Here is a 20,308-nt window from a genome sequence, read left to right as displayed (position 1 = left end):
CATGACGGTGGCAGGTGGGTGTGAAGCGCTGCTAACGTTTACATCGTTAGGCTATGCAAGCGCCTGTACGGGTGTTCTGAGGTCTTCCTCGTCACCACCGTCCGGCCATAGTTCGAAGGAGTACGACTCATGTCGATCGACACCCAGGACGACCAACTCGCCCGACGCATTGCCGACCTGGTCCGTGACGATGCGCAGTTCGCCGCGGCCCGTCCCGACGACGCCGTGACCGAGGCGGTCAACGAGCCGTCGCTGCGACTCGCCCAGATCATGGACATCCTCGCCGACGGCTACGCCGACCGGCCCGCCCTCGGTGCGCGCGCCGTGGACCTCGTCACCGACCCGACCTCGGGGCGGACCACCACCACGCTGCTGCCGCGTTTCGAGACCATCACCTACCGCGAGCTGTGGGCTCGTGTGTGTTCGGTCGCCGCGTCACTGGCCGACGGTGCGGTGTCGCCCGGCGACCGTGTCGGGGTGCTGGGGTTCACCAGCGTCGACTACGCGGTCATCGACATGGCGACCGTGCTGTTGGGCGCGGTGTGCGTGCCGCTGCAGACCAGTGCGCCACTGACCCAGCTGCAGCCCATCGTCGACGAGACCGAACCCACCCTGATCGCCGCGAGCGTCGACCGTCTCGATGACGCGGTCGAGCTCACCGCGAACGGTGCTGCGGTCGGTCGGCTGGTCGTGTTCGATCTGCTGTCCGAGGTCGACGATCATCGTGACGCGGTCGCCGATGCGCGGCGTCGTCTCTCCGACGGAGACCACGCGGTGACCGTGGAGACCCTCACCGATGTCATCGCACGCGGCGAGTCGACGGTGTCCGGTCCGGTTCCGGTTGTGGGCGAGGGCGATCCGCTGTCGCTGCTGATCTATACCTCCGGCAGCACCGGACGGCCGAAGGGTGCGATGTACCCGGAGAGCCTGGTCACCAACGCATGGCGTCGGACGACCAACATGGTCGGCGCGCAGGGCACCACCGGTCCGTCGATCACCTTGAGCTTCATGCCGATGAGCCATGTGATGGGGCGCCACATCCTGTTCGAGACGCTCGCGTCGGGCGGGACGAGCTACTTCGCGGCCACCAGCGACCTGTCGACCTTCCTCGAGGACCTCGCGCTGGTGCGGCCGACGCTGCTCAGCTTCGTGCCCCGGATCTGGGAGATGATCTTCACCGAGCACCAGAGCGCCCTGAGCCGTCGCGTGAACGCGGGGGAGGACGAGGCCACAGCGAGCGAGGCGGTCTCGGCGGACCTGCGCGGCAACCTTCTCGGTGGGCGATACGTTGCCGCGCTGACGGGTTCGGCGCCGATCTCCGCCGAGATGACTGCGTTCGTCGAGTCGCTGCTCGGGCTGCACCTGGTCGAAGGGTACGGATCCACCGAAGCCGGCATGGTTTTCATCGACGGCGCCGTCCGCCGTCCGCCGGTCATCGACTACAAGCTCGTCGACGTCCCCGACCTCGGGTACTTCCACACCGACCGTCCCAATCCGCGTGGCGAGCTGCTCGTCAAGTCCGACACCATGTTCCCCGGCTACTTCAACCGTCCCGACGCAACGGCCGACGTCTTCGACGAGGACGGCTACTACCGAACCGGTGACGTGGTCGCAGAGACCGGGCCCGATCAGTTGGTCTACCTCGATCGCCGCAACAACGTCCTCAAGCTGTCCCAGGGCGAGTTCGTCACGGTGTCGAAGGTGGAGGCGGTCTTCGCCGACAGCCCGGTCATCGGCCAGATCTACATCTACGGCAACTCCGCGCGTGCGTTCCTGCTGGCTGTCGTCGTGCCGACGGACGACGCCCTGGCCCAGGTCGACGGCGATGTCGACGCGGTCAAGCCGATCCTCGGTGAGTCGCTGCAGCGTTCGGCCAAGGCCGCGGGGCTCCAGTCCTACGAGATCCCCCGCGACTTCATCGTCGAGACAACACCTTTCACTCTGGAGAACGGACTGCTGACCGGGATCCGCAAGTTGGCCCGGCCGCGGTTGAAGGAGCAGTACGGCGAGGCGCTCGAACGGCGCTACGCCGATCTCGCCGACGGCCAGACCAACGAGCTGCAGGCTCTGCGCCGGGAGGGCAACACCGCGCCGGTCATCGAGTCCGTGAGCCGCGCGGCCGCAGCGCTGCTCAGCGCCTCGGCGTCGGACGTGCAGGCCGACGCGCACTTCACCGACCTCGGTGGTGACTCGCTGTCGGCGGTCACCTTCGCCAACCTCCTGCGTGAGATCTTCGACATCGAGGTCCCGGTCGGCGTCATCGTCAACCCGGCCGCCGATCTCGCGGCCATCGCGGACTACATCGAGAACGAGCGGACCTCGGGCGCGACCCGCCCCACGTTCGCGACGGTGCACGGTGCCGACGCCACCGAGGTCCACGCGAAGGACCTGACGCTCGACAAGTTCGTCGACGCCGAGACCCTCGCGGCGGCACCGACGTTGCCACGCCCCAGCGAGCAGGTCCGTACCGTCCTGCTCACCGGCGCGACGGGCTTCCTCGGGCGGTTCCTCGCCTTGGAATGGCTCGAGCGGATGGACCTCGTCGACGGCACACTGATCTGCATCGTGCGCGCCAAGGACGATGCGGCGGCACGTGCTCGGCTCGACGCGACCTTCGACAGCGGCGACCCGCAGTTGTTGGCGCGCTACGAGAAGCTGGCCGCCGACTACCTCCAGGTCGTCGCCGGTGACAAGAGCGAGGCCGACCTCGGCCTCGACGCGCAGACGTGGCAGCGCATCGCCGACACCGTCGACCTGATCGTCGACCCGGCCGCGTTGGTCAACCACGTCCTGCCGTACGCGCAGCTGTTCGGCCCCAACGCCCTGGGCACGGCCGAGCTGATCCGTATCGCACTGACCAGCAAGCTCAAGCAGTTCGCCTACGTCTCGACCATCGGTGTCGGGGCCGGGATCGAGCCGACGTCGGCGTTCGTCGAGGCCGCCGACATCCGCGAGATCAGCGCGACCCGCGCGGTCGACGAGAGCTACGCCAACGGATACGGCACGAGCAAGTGGGCCGGCGAGGTGTTGCTGCGGGAGGCCCACGACCTGTGCGGTCTGCCGGTGGCGGTGTTCCGGTGCGACATGATCCTGGCCGACACCCAGTTCGTCGGTCAGCTCAACGTGCCGGACATGTTCACCCGGTTGATGCTGAGCCTGGTGGCCACCGGCGTCGCGCCGAAGTCGTTCTACGAACTCGACGCCGACGGCAATCGTCAACGCGCACACTACGACGGGCTGCCGGTCGACTTCATCTCCGAGGCGATCTCGACCCTGTCGGTCCAGCTGCTCGACGGGTTCGAGACGTACCACGTGATGAACCCGTACGACGACGGGATCGGTCAGGACGAGTTCGTCGACTGGCTGGTCGACGCGGGCTACTCGATCCAGCGGGTCGACGGGTACGACGAGTGGCTCCAGCGGTTCGAGACCGCGGTCCGTGCGCTGCCGGCCAAGCAGCGATCCGCGTCGCTGCTGCCGTTGCTGCACAACTATCAGCAGCCGGTACCGCCGCTGAACGGGGCGATGGCACCGACCGATCGGTTCCGTGCGGCGGTGCAGGACGCGAAGATCGGTCCCGACAAGGACATCCCGCACATCACGCCGCAGATCATCGTCAAGTACGCCACCAACCTCGAGGTGCTCGGACTGCTCTGAGGCTGCGCGCGTCCCACACCGACACCCGACGACCACACCACGCGGCGTCGGGTGTCGGCGTGTGTCAGCGCGTCACGGAGTCGGTTTGAGGTAGGCGACGATCGCGTTGGTGATGCCTCGCCGGGCGAGGTCGAGATCGGTGTAGGTGCCGAGCTGCCTCTCCGAGGTGATGCCGCGCATGGCCCCGGGGATGAAGGCGGCGACTTCCGCGACGCGGTCGGGATCGACGTCGAGTCCGGCGAACGCGCGCATGCAGGTGTCGAGCCAGGCCTGTCGCCACGACGCGAATTCGTTTGCGGTGGCGGGGAATCGATGCTCGAACTCGGTGCGGTCGCGGGGCATCGCGGCCCGCAGCGTCTCGATGGCGCGGGAGTCGGTGCCCGACAGTCCCGCGTAGAGGTTGTCGATGATGGTCGACACGCGGGTGTGGAGGTCGGCGTCGGCCGGGGCGCTCGCGGGCAGCTCGCCCCGGCGTAGCGCGGTGTGCCGGAGCACCGCGGCCCAGAATCCGTCGATGTCGCCGAACTGGTACTTGATCGTCCCCCAGGTGGCGCCGATGTCCTTGGCGATCCGGTTGCCCGACACCGATCCCGGGTCACCCGACGCGAGCGAGGTCACGGCGGCGTCGAGCATGCTCTCGCGCGTGGCGGTACCGCGTCGGTTGGTCCGTCGGCCCGTGACGCCCGCGTCGGTCATGGGCCGATGCTAGCCGAGCCGGATCAATTCGTAGAACCCTCTTTCATTCTGTTCGGGACGCGGTTACCGTTCTCTTCACCGCCGTCTGGGCGGTGTTGCGAGGAAGGGCCGAGATGGCGAGGACGCCGCTACCGATGAGACCCACCGGCTGGTTCCAGGTGGCCTGGTCCGCCGAGGTCGGCGTGAACGACGTCCATCGGATGACGTACTTCGGGACCGAGATGATCGCGTGGCGCTCGGCTTCTGGGCAGGTCACCGTCATGGACGCCTACTGCGAACATCTCGGCGCGCATCTCGGGTTCGGCGGTACCGTCGACGGCGAGATCCTGCGATGCCCGTTCCACGGGTGGGAGTGGAATCGGCAGGGGCGCAACGTGTGTATCCCGTACGAGAAGAACCCCAACCGTGGCCGGCGAATCCGGGCCTATCCCGTCACCGAGCACAGCGAGTCGATCTTCATCTGGTACGACGCCGACCGTCGTGAACCGTATTTCCCGGTGGCCGAGGCGCTCTCGGGTTTCGATGACGGGCGTAGCGCCGCCGACTACTACCCGGCCTTCGGACACAGCACCCTGTTCGAACAGTCCGTCGAGATCCACCCGCAGTACGTCATGGAGAACGGCGTAGATTTCGCGCACTTCAAGTACGTCCACAACACCCCGCTGGTGCCCGAGTTCACTCGTCACGACTTCGATCAGCCGGTGTCCTACGTGGACTTCACCATCGCTTTCGACGATGTCCCCGCCGACGAGATCAACAGCGGGGTCCAGGCCATCAACAGTGGGATCGGGGTCGCGAGCACCAAGAGCTGGGGGATGATCGACAACCGGACGCAGACCTGTGTGACGCCGATCGACGACACGACTTCCGACGTTCGGTTCACGGTGTGGATCGGACGCAAGCCCGGGGACGACAGCGACCACCCCACCAGCCGCGCCCTCAGGAACGCCGCCGGGGTCATCGAGCAGTTCGGCAACGACATCCACATCTGGAAACACCAGCGCTACTCCGATCCACCGGCGCTGTCGCCGTCGGAGTTCGCGGGGTTCACCGCGATCCGCGCGTGGGCCACGCAGTTCTATCCCGCCGACTTCGATCAGACCGCGGCCGTCGCGGCCGCGCGCTGAGAGGCTTTCCCATGACCACGTCCACCACGCCCATCCGTGTCTTCCAGGTCGCCACCGGGAACGTCGGATCGGAGATGATCAAACGGATCGGGGCCCACCGCGATCTGGAACTGATGGGCCTGCACTGCTATTCGGCCGACAAGATCGGCCGGGACGCCGGCGAGATCGTCGGGATCGAGCCCGTCGGGGTCGTCGCGACGGGGACGGTCGACGAGATCATCGCCGCCGAGCCGGACGTGCTGACGTTCCACGGGGTGTTCCCCGACGAGGACCTCTACGAGAAGGTGCTCGAGGCCGGCATCGACATCGTCACCACGGCCGACTTCATCACCGGGCACCACCGCGACGAGAACCACCCGCACCCGTCGGGTCGCAAGGTCACCGAGGTGCTGCAGGCCGCGTGTGAGCGCGGCGGCTCGACGTTCTACGGGACCGGCATGAATCCCGGGGTCAATCAGATTCTGGGAGTGGTGTGTTCGGCCGACGTTGCCGACATCGAAAACATCATCACGCTGGAATCGGTCGACGTGTCCTGTCACCACTCGCGCGACACCTGGATCGAGGTCGGCTACGGGTTGCCGGTCGACGATCCATCCATCCCGGGAAAGCTGGAAAAGTACACGAGGGTGTTCGCCGACAGTGTGCTGCTGATGGCCGACTGCTTCGGCCTCGAACTCGACGAGGTCACGTTCAGTTATGAACTCGGCGCGTGCACCGAGGACATCGACCTGGGGTGGTATCAGATGCCCAAGGGGTCACTGGGCGGGAACTACATCAAGTACCAGGGGATGGTCGACGGGGTTCCGCGCATCGAGACGCACCTCGAATGGCAGATGACGCCACACACCGAGCCGAGCTGGGACATCAAGGGCTGCTACATCACTCAGATCCAGGGCGACCCGTGCATCTACAACAAGCACATGATCTTCCCGAAACCCGGCGTGCGTCTCGACAACCCCGAGGACTTCGCGTCCATCGGCATGACCGTCACCGGCCTGCCGGCCCTCAACTCGATCCGTGCGGTCGTCGAAGCTCCGCCCGGGATACTGACCAGCGCCGACCTGCCGCTACGCGGCCTGGCCGGTCGCTTCAAACGCTGATTCAGCCGCGGTCGGTCTTGCCCTGCAGTCGGTCGATCTCCTCGGATGCCTCCGCCTTGTTCAGGTCGGCCGAGATGGTCTCGCCGGCGTCGCGGGCGAGGGTGTCGAGGTAGCTGCGCTGCGCACCGGTCATCGGTTCGTCGCCGGTCACCCAGTCCGACGGGTCCTTCTCGGTGGTGTTTCCGGCGTCGGCTCCGAGAACCTCGCCGCTGTCTTCGGGGGTCGAACTGTTGTTCGAAGTAGTCATGACTCGACCATACGCCGCTCCGTCCGCGGCATCCACCGACCGTGCCGAAACAACCCGCCGAACGTGCCGAAACAACCCGTCGAACGTGCCGAAACTGCCCGCCGAGCGGGCCGAAACCGCCCGCCGACCGTGCCGTCGAAAATCATCCTCCATCCGTGCCGCTCCTGACGCCTGACGGCGGCAAGATGCTGAGGACGAAGTCTGGTGCGACGTGAGTTTGCGTGCCGGGTGATCGTTCGCACCCGGTCGTGCTGTTCGCATCGTCATGCGCCGTTCGCATGCTCCCGGCGCGATGCGAACAGCACACAACCGTGCGAATGACTCGAGACGATGCGAACAACCAGCCGGCATGCGAGCGCACCCCGTCGTGACTCGTCCCGTCCGGGCATCTTTTGGCTTTTCGGCACGCTCGACGGGTCATTGCGGCCCACTCGGCGGGTACTTGGGGCCCACTCGGCGGGTAGTTAGGGCACGCTCGACGGGTTGTCAGAGCCCGCTCGGCGGGGGATTACGGCACGTTCGGCGGGGTGGCCGGGCCGATCATGGTCGTCACGATCTCCGCCGACATCATCACCAGAGGTAGTCCGCCACCGGGGTGTGAAGAACCGCCCACCAGGTACAGCCCGGGCACCGGCGAACGGTTCGCCGGTCGGAGAAATGCCGCCGAAGCGCCGTTGGAGGCAGTGCCGTAGATCGACCCGCCCGGCGTGTGGGTCCGGCGCTCGAGATCGGCCGGGGAAATGATGCGTCGGTGTCGGATTCGCCCGGCGACATCGACCCCGCGGTCGGCCATCACCTCGAGGATGTGATCGGCGTAGCTCTCGCGCCGACCGGGCGCGTCCCAGTCGGTGCCACCGTCCGGGTCGTGAGGTGGGGCGTTGACCAGCACGAACCATGCGCCGGTGCCGGGGTCCGGTGCCACGGCCGGATCGGTGGGTGCGCTGATGTAGACGGTCGGCCGGTGCACGGGTCGCGGCGGGCCGCCCCGGCCGAAGACCGCGTCGAACTCGGCGTCGTAGTCGTCGGCGAACAGCACGGTGTGATGAGGCTGATCGGTCGGGGCGTCGTCGAGGGCGAGCAGCAGCACGAATCCCGAGAACGACCGCGTCGAACGCCGCACGCGACGGGCCACGCGCCGGGTCGACGCGTCGGGCGCGGGAAGCAGTCGCTCGTACACCACCTGCGCGTCGGCGTTGGCGACGACGACATCAGCGGCGAGGACGGTGTCGTCGGCCAGTCGCACGCCCTGCACCCCGGTGGACGTGGTGAGCACCTCGGCAACCTCGGTCCCGAGTCGTACGTCGACCCCGAGCGACTCCGCCCGGGCCAGGAGTTCCTCGGCGATCACGTAGAGCCCGCCGGGGATGTACCAGGACCCGAAGGCCTGTTCGGCGTAGGGGACGGTGGCCAGTGCCGCCGGCGCACGACGCGGGTCCGATCCGGTGTAGGTGGCGTAGCGGTCGAGGAGCATGCGCAGGCGCGGGTCGGACAGGTGCCGTGCGCCCAGGCCGCGCAGCGACAGCCACGGCGCGACGGTGAACACGTCGGCGAGGCTGCGCGCGAGTCGGACCATCGTCCCGACGTCGATGGGGGAGCGCAGGAAGGGCTTCTCGGTGACGTCCCAGATGCGGGCGGCCCGTGCGAGGAACGCCGACCATTGCGCGCCGCGGCCCGCGCCCAGAGCGGCATCGAGCGCGCCGGGGATCGCATCCACATCGCCGGGCAGGTCGACGGTGACGCCGTCGGGGAACCGGTAGCGACACGCGACGTCGAGGCGATGGAGGTCGATGGACGTCTCGGACAGAGGCGCGCCGGTCGCACGGAACAGATCCTCGAGGACCTGCGGGAGGGTCAGCAGGGACGGCCCGGTGTCGAACAGGAATCCGTCGATGTCGTCCCGACCGAGCTTGCCGCCCACCTGCGCGGCCTGCTCGAGAAGGGTGACGCGGTGGCCCGCCGCGGCCAGACGGGTCGCTGCGGAGAGGCCGCCGACACCGGCGCCGATGACGATCACATGACTCATGTACGCATTTCTCCTGCCGTTGCAGACCAGTGTGGTCGAACCCGCGGTCGGTGGCACCGGCGGTGGGGCCCCGCGCGACGGGGGTCGGTCGGCGAATGCGGATACGGTCGTCGGATGATGCCGGTCGGGGGAGGCCACCCCCAGCGCGCGATCCGCACGACCATGGCTCTGGTGCGCGCATCGCACCCGGTCCCCGGTAGCGCCGTGACCCTTCTGACCGTGGCCCTGGCGCTGACCAACGGTGTGTCGACGCGAGTCTCGATCGCCCTGGCGGTGGCGGTGCTGGCCGGGCAACTCGTGGTCGGCTGGACCAACGATCTGTTCGACCGCGGTCGCGACGTCCAGGTGGGCCGGACCGACAAGCCATTGGCCGGCGGAGAACTGACGCCGCGCACCGTCGCCGCGACCGCCGCGCTGTTCGGCGTCATCTGCGTCGCGGCGTCGCTGGCGTGCGGGGTCGCCGCGGGCTCGGTGCATCTGGTGCTCGGCGTAGGCGCGGGATTGCTCTACAACGCCGGTGTGAAATCGACGGTGTTCTCGGCGGTGCCCTATCTGGTCGCGTTCGGGTCGTTGCCGGTCGTGGTCATGCTGGCCGCTGACCCCAGCCGACTCCCGCACGTGTGGATGGTGGTCGTCGCGGGAGTGCTCGGTGTCGGGGCCCACCTTCTCAACGTCTTCCCTGATCTCGATGACGACGAGGCCACCGGGGTGCGCGGTCTGCCGCACCGGTTGGGTCGTCGACGTATCCCCGGTGTGGCCGCCGTGCTGCTCCTCGCGGCCACCGCGGTCTGCGTCGCCGCGACGAGTCCGTCCTGGTTGCACTGGGTGGCCCTGGCGGCCGTGATCGCCGTCATCGCGGCCACCGTGCGCGGTCGTGGGCGGACGCCGTTCTACGGCGCGATCGTCGTGGCCGGTGTCGATGCGGCCCTCGTCATCTTCGGCTGAATTTCCTCGGGAATCACCGCATTGTCATTCGCATTGTGAAAGAAACTCTGCATCTGCTGTTTTGACGACGTATTCCGGTGTTGAATTCCGACGAAGCGCCAAAATTGATAAATTTCTTTCCATTTAACATGAGCAAATTCGGATCCGTAATCTATAGTGCCGCAACAGTTTGAAAGTTCGAGTTTTCTCGTAAATTTGTTTTGTTAAGTGTGCGTCTCTTGTGGATATACCCCCGGCTGTGTTTACCGTGGAATAGCGGTCGGGAAACCCTCGGGGGGTGAAACGGAGACCAATGTGCCCCCCTCATCAACCACTTTCATGCGCGGTCGCGCCGGACGTTCCGTCGTCGCGCTGACGGCTCTGTCCATGTTTGCAACGTTCGGTACCGCGACTCTGATCGCGCCGTCGAGTCCGCACTACGCCATCGTCAACGCGGCCGCGGTCGACCCGAGCTCTGACACCGTGGGCATCTCGGACAACAACCTGCTGTTCTCCTCGACCGACCCCGCCGTCATCGCGAAGCATCTCGACGAGATGCAGGCGCTCGGTGTCCAGGACATCCGGATCCCGATCGCGTGGGCCACCACCGAGTACGCGAACGGGCAGTACAACTGGACGGCCATCGACAACATGGTCAACGCCGCCGACGCCCGCGGAATGGGGATCCTCGGCGTCGTCAACACCACGCCGGACTGGGCGCGAGGCGCGGGCACCGGCTACTACACGCCGCCGACGAACGTTGCCGACTACGGCGACTTCATGGGTGCCCTCGCCTCTCGGTACGCCGGGAAGATGTCGGACTTCGAGGTGTGGAACGAGCCCAACGCCTACATCGGATACTCACCCGCACCTGATCCGGCCGGCTACACCGCACTTCTCAAGGCGGCGTATCCAGCCGTCAAGGCGGCGAACTCGTCGGCGACCGTGATCGGCGGCGTGCTCGGGTCCACCATCACCTGGGGCAACTACGTGCTCAACCCGGTCGACTTCGTGCAGCAGATGTACGCCGATGGCGCGGCCGGATACTTCGACGCGCTCTCGTTCCACCCGTACCAGAACACCACCGAGTTCTCGCAGGGTGCGAACCTGGCGAACTCGCCGCTCAATCAGGTCACCGACATCCACCGGTTGATGGTGGCCAACGGTGACGGTGCCAAGCAGATCTGGTCGTCGGAGTACGGACTCCCGACCGGGATAGTGGGTGACCAGCAGCAGGCCGACTACATCAGCGACTTCCTCAACAACTGGAACACGCTGTCGTACGCGGGCCCCGCTTTCCTGTACACGTTGCAGGACACCAACTCCGCCGACACCACCGATCCGGAGGCCACGTTCGGCGTGTACACCGACACGTGGACCCCCAAGCTCGCTGCGCAGGTGATCAGCGACTTCATCGCACAACACGGAACCCCGTCGGCGATGAAACTCGCCGCCGCCACGGCGGTCGCCGACCAGTCGGCGCTCCCCACGACAGCGAGTCCCGCGCTCGCGATGGACACCGCGGCACAGACGGTCGCCGAGACCGTCGGCACGGCCATGCAGAACTACGTGCAGGCGATCTCAGACGCCATCGCGGCCGCGGCCGCCGAAGCTTCCGATCAGGCTGATGCCGCCGCACAGGCACAGGCGCCGACCACTCAGGCGACGGCCACTCAGGCGACGGCCACCGATGCTGCGGCCACAGATCCGGCGACAACAGAGTCGGCCCCAGCCACCCCGCAAGCAACGACGGCGGCGAACAGCACCGCCGCACCGACCACGGCCGCGACGCAGGCCGAGACCGCCACCGGCGACGCGGATCGGACGGCCACCTCGACTGGCGACCCGACACCGTCGACGAGCGCGACTCCCGAGACCACCGCGGTGCCGGCGACGCAGACGCCGACCGAGACTGTCGCCACACCGGGGGCGGCGAGCGCCCCGTCAAGTGAGGTGGCAACGCCCACAACGGGTGCCGTCGGCCCCACGACTGCGACACCCACGACAACGCCGCCCGCGACCACCGCCCCGACGATCACCACGCCCACGCCGAGCGCGGACGCAACGCAGGATGCCACCCCGACCGCTGACGCGGCTTCCTCCGGGGACGCGGCGTCGACCGGGGACGCGAAGACCGGGACGGCCACCACCGACTGACGGCGACTCAGCCCATCGTCGACTGTCGGTGGTCGTCGACCTCGCGCATGTGTTCTTCGGCCCACGCTCGAACGACCGACAGTGGACCGTCGAGGGACAGGCCGAGCGGCGTCAGGCGATACCGGACGGCAGGCGGCGTCGACGGGGTGACCTCGCGGTCGACCAGGCCGTCGGCCACGAGGCGCTGCAGGGTCTGCGACAGCATCTTCTGGCTGACGCCGGGGGTTGCTCGACGAAGCTCGGCGAACCGTGCGCCATCAGGGTGACGGTCGGCCAGTTGCTTGACGATCATCGACGTCCACTTGTCCCCGATGCGATCGAGGAGTCGGCGGGTCGGACAGGCGGGATCGAACAGATCACCCCTGCCGTGCGAGGTGGTCACCACGGACTCACCACCTTTCTCCGAAGTGCCCTCTTGTCCCGACCGGGCCGGTCGCGAACGATCAGGTAACCAATAGATACCTGCTAAAGAGGAGTTACCGCCATGTTCTCATCGCACGACGAGTTCGCCACGCGGATGATCGGCACGAACGGTGTCGAGGTGGAGGTGGCCCTCGCGGGACCGCTCGACGGCGCACCCCTTGTGCTGCTGCACGGATGGCCACACACCTGGGAAGTGTGGCGACCGGTGGGTCGCGTCCTCGCCCGGAACGGATTCCGGGTGATCGCGCCGAACCGACGCGGTATCGGTGGTGGCGACCGTCCCCGCTCCGGATACGACATGGCGACACTCGCCGCTGACGTCACCGGTCTCATCGACGCCCTCGACGTGACCACCGCGAGCGTGGTCGGGATCGATGCCGGTGTCGCGCCGGCGTTCCACGTCGGTCTGACCGCACCCGACCGGGTCCGGCGGCTCGTGGTGATGGAGGGACTTCTGCCTGGACTGCCGGGTGCAGAGGCGTTTCTGTCCGCGGGCCCGCCGTGGTGGTTCGGATTCCATGCGGTGCCGGGACTTGCCGAGACCGTGCTGGAGGGGCACGAGGCCGAATACCTCGGCTGGTTTCTGCAGGGACCGAGCGTTCGCCACGACATCGGTGCCCAGGCACGGTCCGCGTTCATTCACGCCCATTCCGGAAAGTCGGCGTTGCGGGCTGGATTCGAGGCCTACCGTGCGACAGAGCGCAACGCCAAGCAGATCTCGTGTGCGTTGCAGACGCGGCGACTCACCGTGCCCACCCTTGCCCTCGCCGGCGGTGTCGTCGGTGACGCGATCGGCGACCAGTTGGTGTCAGTGGCCGACAACCTGTCGAGGGCGTCGATACCCGGGTGCGGTCACATCATCCCGTTGGAGCGGCCGGATGAACTGGCCGCCGCCGTTGCCGACTTCGTGGCCATCGAAGACTGAGCGCGGCGAGAACGCGGTCCCTGAACCGTCGGACGCGAATCCATGTGCGCTACAGGCCTCATTGCGATCAGCGTGATCGAAAACATTGACCGTCCGCAGCACCGTACATCAATGCAGGTAGCCGCGGGACCTGCTGGGGGGCTTGCTGGTTGAGGCGATGGTGACCCTCGGTAAGTAGTGACCGATCATGCGACTGGTGGATATCTTTACGCAACTCGAACTGCCACGTCCCGAGTCAGCCGTCCAAACCGCCGCGGCGCTCGATGATGCACCAATGACGGGAAACCAGTGGATCTCTGGGGCTACATACACGGGCGGGTGGGGTTCCTCGCCTTCCTGACCTACCAGCACGCGTCGCTTGCATTGCAGACCCTCGTGGTCGGCTCGGTGCTCGCCGTCGTCATCGCCGCGGCCGTCTACCGGCTGCCGCTGGCCTCCGCGCTGACGCTGACGACGAGCCGCGTCGCACTGACGATCCCGTCGCTGGCGCTGCTCGCGCTGCTGATCGTGCCGTTCGGTCTGGGCGTCGTCCCGTCGTTCATCATGTTGGCGTTCTTCGCCGCGCTCCCGGTGATCGGCAACGCGATCGTCGGCCTGCGGTCGGTACCCCCGACCGTGGTGGAGTCGGCCCAGGGGATCGGGTTGTCGCGCTGGCGGATCCTGCTCACCGTCGAGTTACCCATCGCCTGGCCAATCATCCTGACCGGCATCCGGGTGTCGACGCAGATGATCGTCGGTGTGGCCGCGATCGTCGCCTACGTTCTCGGCCCCGGTCTCGGATCACTCATCTTCAACGGACTCTCACGACTCGGCGGCGCCAACGCCCTCGCGATGGCCCTGACCGGAACCATTCTCATCGTCATCATCGCCTTGGTGTTCGACGCACTGCTGGTGCTACTCGGGCGCCTCACGATTGCAAAGGGACTGTCATGACCGCAGCGAGCACCTCGCCGAACGCCCCTGGAGGCTCCGGCACCACAGAGCGCACGGTCACCGGCGCGACGATCCGTCTCGACGGAGTGGTCAAGCAGTACAAGGGAACCGACGTACCAGCCGTGAAGAAGCTCGACCTGCAGATCGACGCCGGTGACATCGTCGCCTTCGTCGGACCGTCGGGCTGCGGTAAGACCACGACCCTGAAGATGATCAACCGCCTCATCGAGCCCACGCAGGGCCGCATCTACATCGGTGACCGGGACGTGACGGGGGAGAACCCCGACAAGCTGCGGCAGTCGATCGGCTACGTCATCCAGTCGGGTGGTCTGTTCCCGCACTGGTCGGTGTCGAAGAACATAGGCGCGCTTCCCCGTGTCCTGGGCTGGGACAAGAAGAAGATCGCCGACCGGACCGAGTACCTGCTCGACCTGGTCGGTCTCGACGCCGCGACCTTCGCCGATCGCCTCCCGAAGGACATGTCCGGCGGACAGCAGCAGCGTGTGGGCGTGGCGCGGGCCCTCGCCGCAGATCCGCCCGTGTTGCTGATGGACGAGCCGTTCGGCGCGGTCGACCCGATCACACGGGTTCGGCTGCAGGACAGCCTGATCGCGATTCAGCACGAGCTGGGCAAGACCATCGCCATCGTGACCCACGATTTCGAGGAGGCCACCAAGCTCGGCGACAAGGTGTGCATCTTCTCCGAGGGTGGCCACGTCGAGCAGTTCGCGACCCCCGAGGAGATCCTGGCCAACCCGGCGACGCCGTTCGTCGAGGAGTTTGTCGGCTCCGGCGCGACGCTGGCGCACCTCACGCTGTCGCGCGTGAAGGACGTGAACCACAACCCGGTGCTGACCGCCCGCGTGGGCCAGTCCTCGACCGAGGTGATCAACCAGGCCCGCGCCGAGGGCCACACCTGGGTCGTCGTCGTGAACGAGGACGGGACCCCGCGTGCGTGGCCGTCGCTCGACGAGCTGCAGACCAAGGACGTCGTCTCCGACTACGTCGACAGTCGCCTGCCGACGGTGGCCCAGTCCGCCACGCTGAACGACGCGTTGGACTCGATGCTGGCCGCCAGTCAGGGCGGTGTGCTGGTGACCGACGGTCGTGGAGTGGTCAAGGGAGCGCTCACCATCGCCGTCGTGATGGACGTGATCCGCGGTCAGCTCGCCGACGCCCGCCCCGACGAGGCGCAGACCACGTACGCGAACTACCAGGACGGATCCGGCGATCCGGCCGATCCGATCTCGGCGTCATGAACCGGTTGCGCCGCACTCCGGTCGACGTCTGGTTCGAACCGCTGATCATCATCGTCATCGGTGTCGGATACGCGATCTGGTACAACTCGACGACGTTCACCACAACCGAGAACGCTTCGCTGGCCTGGTCAACCCTGGAGTCGACCATCCTCGACCACATCAAGCTGACCCTGGTCTCGACGGTCATCGTGGTCGTGATCGCCATCCCGCTCGGAATCCTGCTCACGCGGGAGGCGGCCAAGTGGCTCAGTCCGATCGTGGTCAACATCGCCAACATCGGTCAGGCGGCTCCCGCCGTCGGCCTCATCGTGCTGTTCACGTTCTGGCTGGGCACCGGATTCCGCACCGCTGTACTGGGTCTGGTGGTCTACGCGATCCTGCCGATCCTGCAGAACACGATCATCGGGCTGCGTCAGGTCGACCAACGCACCATCGAGGCGTCCCGCGGTATCGGCTACTCGTCGTTTCGCACCCTGATCCAGGTCGAACTGCCGTTGGCCGTCCCGGTCATCCTCAACGGCGTCCGCACCGCGCTGGTGATCCTCGTCGGTACCGCCACGCTGAGCACTTTCATCGGCGCGACGAGCCTCGGCACCCTGATCACGACCGGTGTGACGTTGTTCCTTCCGAAACTGCTCATCTCCGGCGCCATCCTGGTGGGCCTGCTGGCGATGACGATCGACTGGCTCGGACGACTCTTCGAGCTCGTCGCAACCCCACGAGGAGTGGCATGACCTCGCGTCGTTCATGGACCACCGCAGCGATCGCGGTGCTCGCCGCGTCGGTGATGCTCGTCGCCGGATGTGGACTCGTCAGCTCCTCGGGCACGTTCACCAAGGGCTCGTTGGCCGACGGCCAGAAGCCTCTGGACGGCGCGAAGATCGTGGTGACGTCGAAGAGCTTCACCGAGGGCGTCCTGCTGGGCAAGATCACCGCCTCCTACCTCGCCTCGGCAGGCGCGGAGGTCACCGACCTGACCGGTGCACCCGGTTCGGCCTCCTCACGTCAGGCGCAGCTCAACGGAGACGCCGACATCCTCTGGGAGTACACGGGTACCGGCTGGGTCACCTATCAGGGCCAGACGGAGACGATCGCGGATCCGACGGAGCTGTGGCAGAAGGTCCGTGACATCGAGAAGAAGACCCACGACCTCGACTGGTTGCCGCCGGCGAACTTCAACGACACCTACGCCTTCGCGGCGTCGGGGCCGACAGCCAAGAGGCTCAACGTCAAGTCGTTGTCGGACGTCGCGAAGCTGCCGATCAGCGACCGCACGTTCTGCGTCGACGACGAGTTCTTCAGTCGCTCGGACGGATTCCTGCCGATGCTCGAGAAGTACGGGATCCCGTACAACTCCCCCAACGGGGTGCCTGCCGGCAACGTGACCCGGATGGACGCAGGCGTCATCTACACCTCGGTGGCCAGGAGTGCGCCCTGCAACTTCGGCGAGGTGTACACCACCGACGGCCGGGTCAAGAACCTCAGCCTCACGGTGCTCGACGACGACAAGAAGTATTTCCTGCCCTACAGCGGGACCGCCGTCCTGCGGGCCTCGATCAACGAGAAGTACCCGGAGATCGCGCCACTGATCGCCAAGATCTCCACGCGGCTGAACGACTCGTTGATGCAGGACCTCAATGGTCGGGTCGACATCGACGGTGAGGACCCGGCCACGGTCGCCTGGGACTGGCTGAAGAGCGAGAAGTTGGTCAAGTAGCGGAGGGACGCTTGGCCGCTGCCGCCGCGCGGAACTCGGCCGCCAGGCGGGTGAACGTCGGTTCCACGCTCGGGTCGGCCGGATGCTGATCGCGATGCCGGGCACGCAGTTCGTCCGTCAGTTGTTGCCAGACCTCGGGGCCTGCGGCCGCGGCAATTCGGAACCACTGTGCGATGGGTGCGGGTGACGAGGTGTGCGTCGCGCCCCACGCCCCGAGTTGGATCATCACTGGCAGCAGGTCCACCCCACGGTCGGTGAGGCTGTAGACGATCTTCTGCTTGTGTCCGAGGTGCGGTGCCTTGGTGAGGACGTCGGCGTCGACGAGGGACTCGAGTCGGGTCGCGAGGACGTTGGACGCGATGCCCTCGGCGGAGTTCGCGAGCAGCTCGCGGAACTGTCGACGGTCGCGAAAGATCATGTCGCGCAGTATCAGCAGCGTCCAGCGGTCCCCGACCAGTTCGAGTGACATGTTCAACGGGCACGCGGAGCGCGCGGTGGTGGCCATACCTCATCTCCCAACCGGTCCGGTGCGATGGCGACGCCACACTACGTATTCCGTACTCGTGGCGCAACCAGTTGCAAAACAGGAGTGGTGTGGATAGCGTCCACGCATGAGCGAATCGATGCGCGACCGGTGACCGTGGTGGCGGACCCCGTGCGGACACGGCGGCCCGGCGTGATCCTGGGTGTCCTCTCGCTGGCTGCGTTCATGGCGAGCCTCGATGTCTTCATCGTCAACGTCGCGTTCGACGACATCGGGCGCGACTTCGACGGCGTCGAACTGTCCGAGCTGTCGTGGATCCTCAACGCCTACACCATCATCTACGCCGCACTGCTGGTCCCGGCGGGCCGACTGGCCGATCGATACGGGCGCAAGGGGAGTTTTCTGTTCGGTCTGGCGCTGTTCGTGGTCGCGAGTGCCGCGTGTGCGGCCAGTGGCGGGATCTGGTGGCTGGTCGCCTTCCGTGCGGTGCAGGCGATCGGCGCGGCCATCCTCACCCCCGCGAGCCTCGGGCTGGTCGTGGCCGCGGCCCCGCCGGCGCTGCGGGCGAGGTCGGTACGGATCTGGGCGGCCACCGGCGCGCTCGCCGCGGCCATGGGACCTGCGGTGGGCGGGGTCCTCGTCGAGGCGTCGTGGCGCTGGGTGTTCCTGGTGAACGTGCCGATCGGTATCGCCGCACTGGTCGCGGCCGCCCTGGTGGTTCCCCGTTCCCGCGACGAGAAGGTCACGCGCATCCCGGACGTGCTGGGCGCGGTGCTGCTGGCGATCGCCATTGCGGCGTTGACCCTGGCGTTGGTCGAGGGCACCACGTGGGGGTGGACCGACCCGAGGATCACCACGTCGTGGGTCATCACGGCGGCCGCGCTGATCGGGTTCGTCCTCCGATCCGGACGGCACCCCTCGCCGGTCATCGACCCGGCGCTGATGCGGGTGCGGGCGTTCTCGTTCGCCAACATCACCGCGGTGCTGTTCTCGGTACCCTTCGCGGCGTCGCTGCTCACGAACATCCTGTGGATGCAACAGGTCTGGGACTACTCGGCGATCAAGACGGGGTTCGCGGTGGTGCCGGGACCGTTGATGGTCCCGCTGTTCACGATCGTGGGACACAAACTTGCGCAACGGGTCCCGGTCGGCGTGATCGTCGCCGCGGGGTGCTCTCTCATGGCATGCAGCGCGGTGTTGGTCTCTCTGCAGGTCGGCGCTCAGCCCGACTACGTGTCCGACCTGTTGCCCAGCCTGCTCATCGGCGGCGCCGGAATCGGTCTCGCGCTGCCGACCATCCTGTCGTCGGCCACCTCCGACCTGCCGCCTGCGCAGACCGCGACCGGTAGCGCGGTGGTCAACATGAGCAGGCAGATCGGTACCGCGCTCGGTGTCGCGCTGCTGGTCGCCGTTCTCGGGACCCCGGTCGGGTACGGGCAGGCGCATCCGGCGTTCCAACACGCGTGGTGGGCCCTGGCCGCCGTGGCCGTGCTGGCTGCGATAGTGGCGCCCGCGATGAGTCCTCCGCGCAGGCAGGGAGATGCGAGGATCACGGCATGACGAACTCGCCATCCCTCGACGACGCGGTCGCGCTCGCCTCAGACGACAGCGGCCTGGCGGTGGTCGCGACTCTGCGTGCCGACGGCACGATCCAGTCCTCGGTGGTCAACGTCGGTCTGCTCGACCACCCCGAGACGTCCGAGCCGGTGCTCGGGTTCGTCACGTACGGGACCGTGAAATTGACCAACCTCCGCGCCCGCCCGCAGATCACCACGACGTTCCGTCAGGGGTGGAAGTGGGCGACCGTCGAGGGCTTCGCTGAGATCGCGGGCCCCGACGATCCGCAGCCGTGGCTCGACGACGAACGACTGCGCATCCTGCGGCGCGAGGTGTTCGCCGCAGCGGGCGGCACTCACGACGACTGGGATGCCTACGACCGGGTGATGGCGGAACAGCGGCGCGCGATCGTTCTCGTGCGGGTGGGGCGCGTATACAGCAACTGACGCGGCTCGTCGACTGTCGGCTGAGGTGTCAACGGTCAGACGAGCTGTCGTCGCATGATCAGTCGCGGCATCTTCGAGGCGACGGCGTCGGTCTGACCGACGACCTCGAAGCCGACGTTCTCGAACATCGACCGCGTGCCCACGAATGCCATGGTGAGGTCCATCCGACCCGGCGGATCGACCGGATACGTCTCGACGGCAGGCGCGCCGTGCGATGCCGCGAACTCGACCGCGCCCTCGATGAGTCGGCCGGTCACGCCCTGCCTCCGGTGGCCGCTGCGAACGACCACGCAGATGATGCTCCAGACCGGCACGTCGTCGACGGCGCGGATGAGCCGACTCTTGACCAGTCGCGGGATCTCCGAGCGTGGGCCGATGTTGCACCAGCCGACCGGGACACCGTCGCGATAGGTGACGACCCCGGGTGGATGCTCACGTTCGGTGAGACGACGCATCGCCTGTTCCCGACTCCCGTCGCCCAATTCCTCGATCTCCGCCGGCTGGATCCGATGCGACAGGCACCAGCAATGGGTCGCGCGACGGTTCGGGTTGATCACGTCCGCGAAGTCATCGAAGCGGTCGGGGGTGACCGGATGCGTCTCCCAGGTCATGGGAACACAGTGGTCGATCACC

At 67.1% G+C, this 20,308-nt stretch carries 18 protein-coding genes; 12 read left to right on the top strand and 6 right to left on the bottom strand.

All coding sequences use genetic code 11. The features are described 5' to 3' along the window. Positions 1-129: 129 nt before the first annotated feature. On the top strand, positions 130-3,657 hold the full coding sequence (gene car, locus IEV93_RS17820; protein WP_188491311.1) for a carboxylic acid reductase: 3,528 nt from the start codon (positions 130-132) through the stop codon (positions 3,655-3,657). A gap of 72 nt (positions 3,658-3,729) precedes the next feature. On the opposite strand, the gene IEV93_RS17815 is transcribed toward car, so the two are convergent. Next, positions 3,730-4,353, bottom strand: a complete 624-nt coding sequence (locus tag IEV93_RS17815) for a TetR/AcrR family transcriptional regulator (protein WP_188491309.1) — start codon at positions 4,351-4,353, stop codon at positions 3,730-3,732. Between the two features lie 113 nt (positions 4,354-4,466). Here IEV93_RS17815 and IEV93_RS17810 point away from each other — a divergent pair, with 113 nt between their 5' ends. Next, positions 4,467-5,480 carry a Rieske 2Fe-2S domain-containing protein gene (locus IEV93_RS17810; protein WP_188491307.1) on the top strand — a complete coding sequence of 338 codons (1,014 nt, stop codon included), beginning with the start codon at positions 4,467-4,469 and terminating at the stop codon, positions 5,478-5,480. 11 nt (positions 5,481-5,491) lie between these two features. Continuing rightward, positions 5,492-6,580, top strand: coding sequence for an NAD(P)H-dependent amine dehydrogenase family protein (locus IEV93_RS17805; RefSeq protein ID WP_188491305.1), 1,089 nt, complete (start codon positions 5,492-5,494; stop codon positions 6,578-6,580). Between the two features lies 1 nt (position 6,581). Here IEV93_RS17805 and IEV93_RS17800 read toward each other — a convergent pair whose 3' ends face one another. Both IEV93_RS17800 and IEV93_RS17795 read right to left on the bottom strand, forming a co-directional pair. Then, entirely contained in the window at positions 6,582-6,827 is a 246-nt protein-coding gene (locus IEV93_RS17800; protein WP_188491303.1) for a DUF3072 domain-containing protein, read from the bottom strand. Between the two features lie 508 nt (positions 6,828-7,335). After that, positions 7,336-8,850, bottom strand: coding sequence for a phytoene desaturase family protein (locus tag IEV93_RS17795; RefSeq protein ID WP_188491301.1), 1,515 nt, complete (start codon positions 8,848-8,850; stop codon positions 7,336-7,338). A 114-nt stretch (positions 8,851-8,964) separates the two neighbouring features. On the opposite strand from IEV93_RS17795, the gene IEV93_RS17790 reads away from it, so the two are divergent. Then, on the top strand, positions 8,965-9,795 hold the full coding sequence (locus IEV93_RS17790) for a UbiA family prenyltransferase (protein WP_229705280.1): 831 nt from the start codon (positions 8,965-8,967) through the stop codon (positions 9,793-9,795). A 366-nt stretch (positions 9,796-10,161) separates the two neighbouring features. Further along, positions 10,162-11,931, top strand: a complete 1,770-nt coding sequence (locus tag IEV93_RS17785; protein ID WP_188491299.1) for a glycoside hydrolase family protein — start codon at positions 10,162-10,164, stop codon at positions 11,929-11,931. A gap of 7 nt (positions 11,932-11,938) precedes the next feature. Here the strand turns inward: IEV93_RS17785 and IEV93_RS17780 are convergent, their stop codons facing one another. Further along, positions 11,939-12,313: a winged helix-turn-helix transcriptional regulator gene (locus IEV93_RS17780; protein WP_229705278.1), complete on the bottom strand. Its 375-nt coding sequence runs from the start codon at positions 12,311-12,313 to the stop codon at positions 11,939-11,941. A gap of 102 nt (positions 12,314-12,415) precedes the next feature. On the opposite strand from IEV93_RS17780, the gene IEV93_RS17775 reads away from it, so the two are divergent. From IEV93_RS17775 to IEV93_RS17755, 5 genes are all read left to right on the top strand, one after another. Further along, positions 12,416-13,279, top strand: a complete 864-nt coding sequence (locus IEV93_RS17775; protein WP_188491297.1) for an alpha/beta fold hydrolase — start codon at positions 12,416-12,418, stop codon at positions 13,277-13,279. Between the two features lie 288 nt (positions 13,280-13,567). Continuing rightward, entirely contained in the window at positions 13,568-14,212 is a 645-nt protein-coding gene (locus IEV93_RS17770; protein WP_188491295.1) for an ABC transporter permease, read from the top strand. Then, entirely contained in the window at positions 14,209-15,471 is a 1,263-nt protein-coding gene (locus IEV93_RS17765) for an ABC transporter ATP-binding protein (protein ID WP_188491293.1), read from the top strand. The genes IEV93_RS17770 and IEV93_RS17765 overlap by 4 nt, the downstream gene beginning before the upstream one ends. Further along, on the top strand, positions 15,468-16,205 hold the full coding sequence (locus IEV93_RS17760) for an ABC transporter permease (protein WP_188491291.1): 738 nt from the start codon (positions 15,468-15,470) through the stop codon (positions 16,203-16,205). Before IEV93_RS17765 ends, IEV93_RS17760 begins: the two co-directional genes overlap by 4 nt. After that, complete coding sequence (locus IEV93_RS17755) at positions 16,202-17,188, top strand: glycine betaine ABC transporter substrate-binding protein (RefSeq protein WP_188491289.1); 987 nt, start codon at positions 16,202-16,204, stop codon at positions 17,186-17,188. The genes IEV93_RS17760 and IEV93_RS17755 overlap by 4 nt, the downstream gene beginning before the upstream one ends. On the opposite strand, the gene IEV93_RS17750 is transcribed toward IEV93_RS17755, so the two are convergent. Continuing rightward, positions 17,181-17,693 carry a winged helix-turn-helix transcriptional regulator gene (locus tag IEV93_RS17750; protein WP_188491287.1) on the bottom strand — a complete coding sequence of 171 codons (513 nt, stop codon included), beginning with the start codon at positions 17,691-17,693 and terminating at the stop codon, positions 17,181-17,183. The two genes, IEV93_RS17755 and IEV93_RS17750, sit on opposite strands and share 8 nt — an antisense overlap. A gap of 129 nt (positions 17,694-17,822) precedes the next feature. On the opposite strand from IEV93_RS17750, the gene IEV93_RS17745 reads away from it, so the two are divergent. Further along, the gene (locus IEV93_RS17745) at positions 17,823-19,232 is read left to right on the top strand and encodes an MFS transporter (protein ID WP_229705277.1); all 1,410 of its coding nucleotides are present in this window, start codon (positions 17,823-17,825) and stop codon (positions 19,230-19,232) included. Next, positions 19,229-19,675 (top strand): TIGR03618 family F420-dependent PPOX class oxidoreductase, encoded by a 447-nt coding sequence (locus IEV93_RS17740; protein WP_188491283.1) that lies wholly within the window; start codon positions 19,229-19,231, stop codon positions 19,673-19,675. The genes IEV93_RS17745 and IEV93_RS17740 overlap by 4 nt, the downstream gene beginning before the upstream one ends. A gap of 35 nt (positions 19,676-19,710) precedes the next feature. Here IEV93_RS17740 and IEV93_RS17735 read toward each other — a convergent pair whose 3' ends face one another. Further along, on the bottom strand, positions 19,711-20,286 hold the full coding sequence (locus IEV93_RS17735; protein WP_188491281.1) for a GNAT family N-acetyltransferase: 576 nt from the start codon (positions 20,284-20,286) through the stop codon (positions 19,711-19,713). Positions 20,287-20,308 lie beyond the last annotated feature (22 nt).

Origin of the sequence: Williamsia phyllosphaerae (assembly GCF_014635305.1) — a bacterium.
GTDB lineage: Bacteria > Actinomycetota > Actinomycetes > Mycobacteriales > Mycobacteriaceae > Williamsia_A > Williamsia_A phyllosphaerae.
This window is presented reverse-complemented; position numbering and strand designations above follow the sequence as displayed.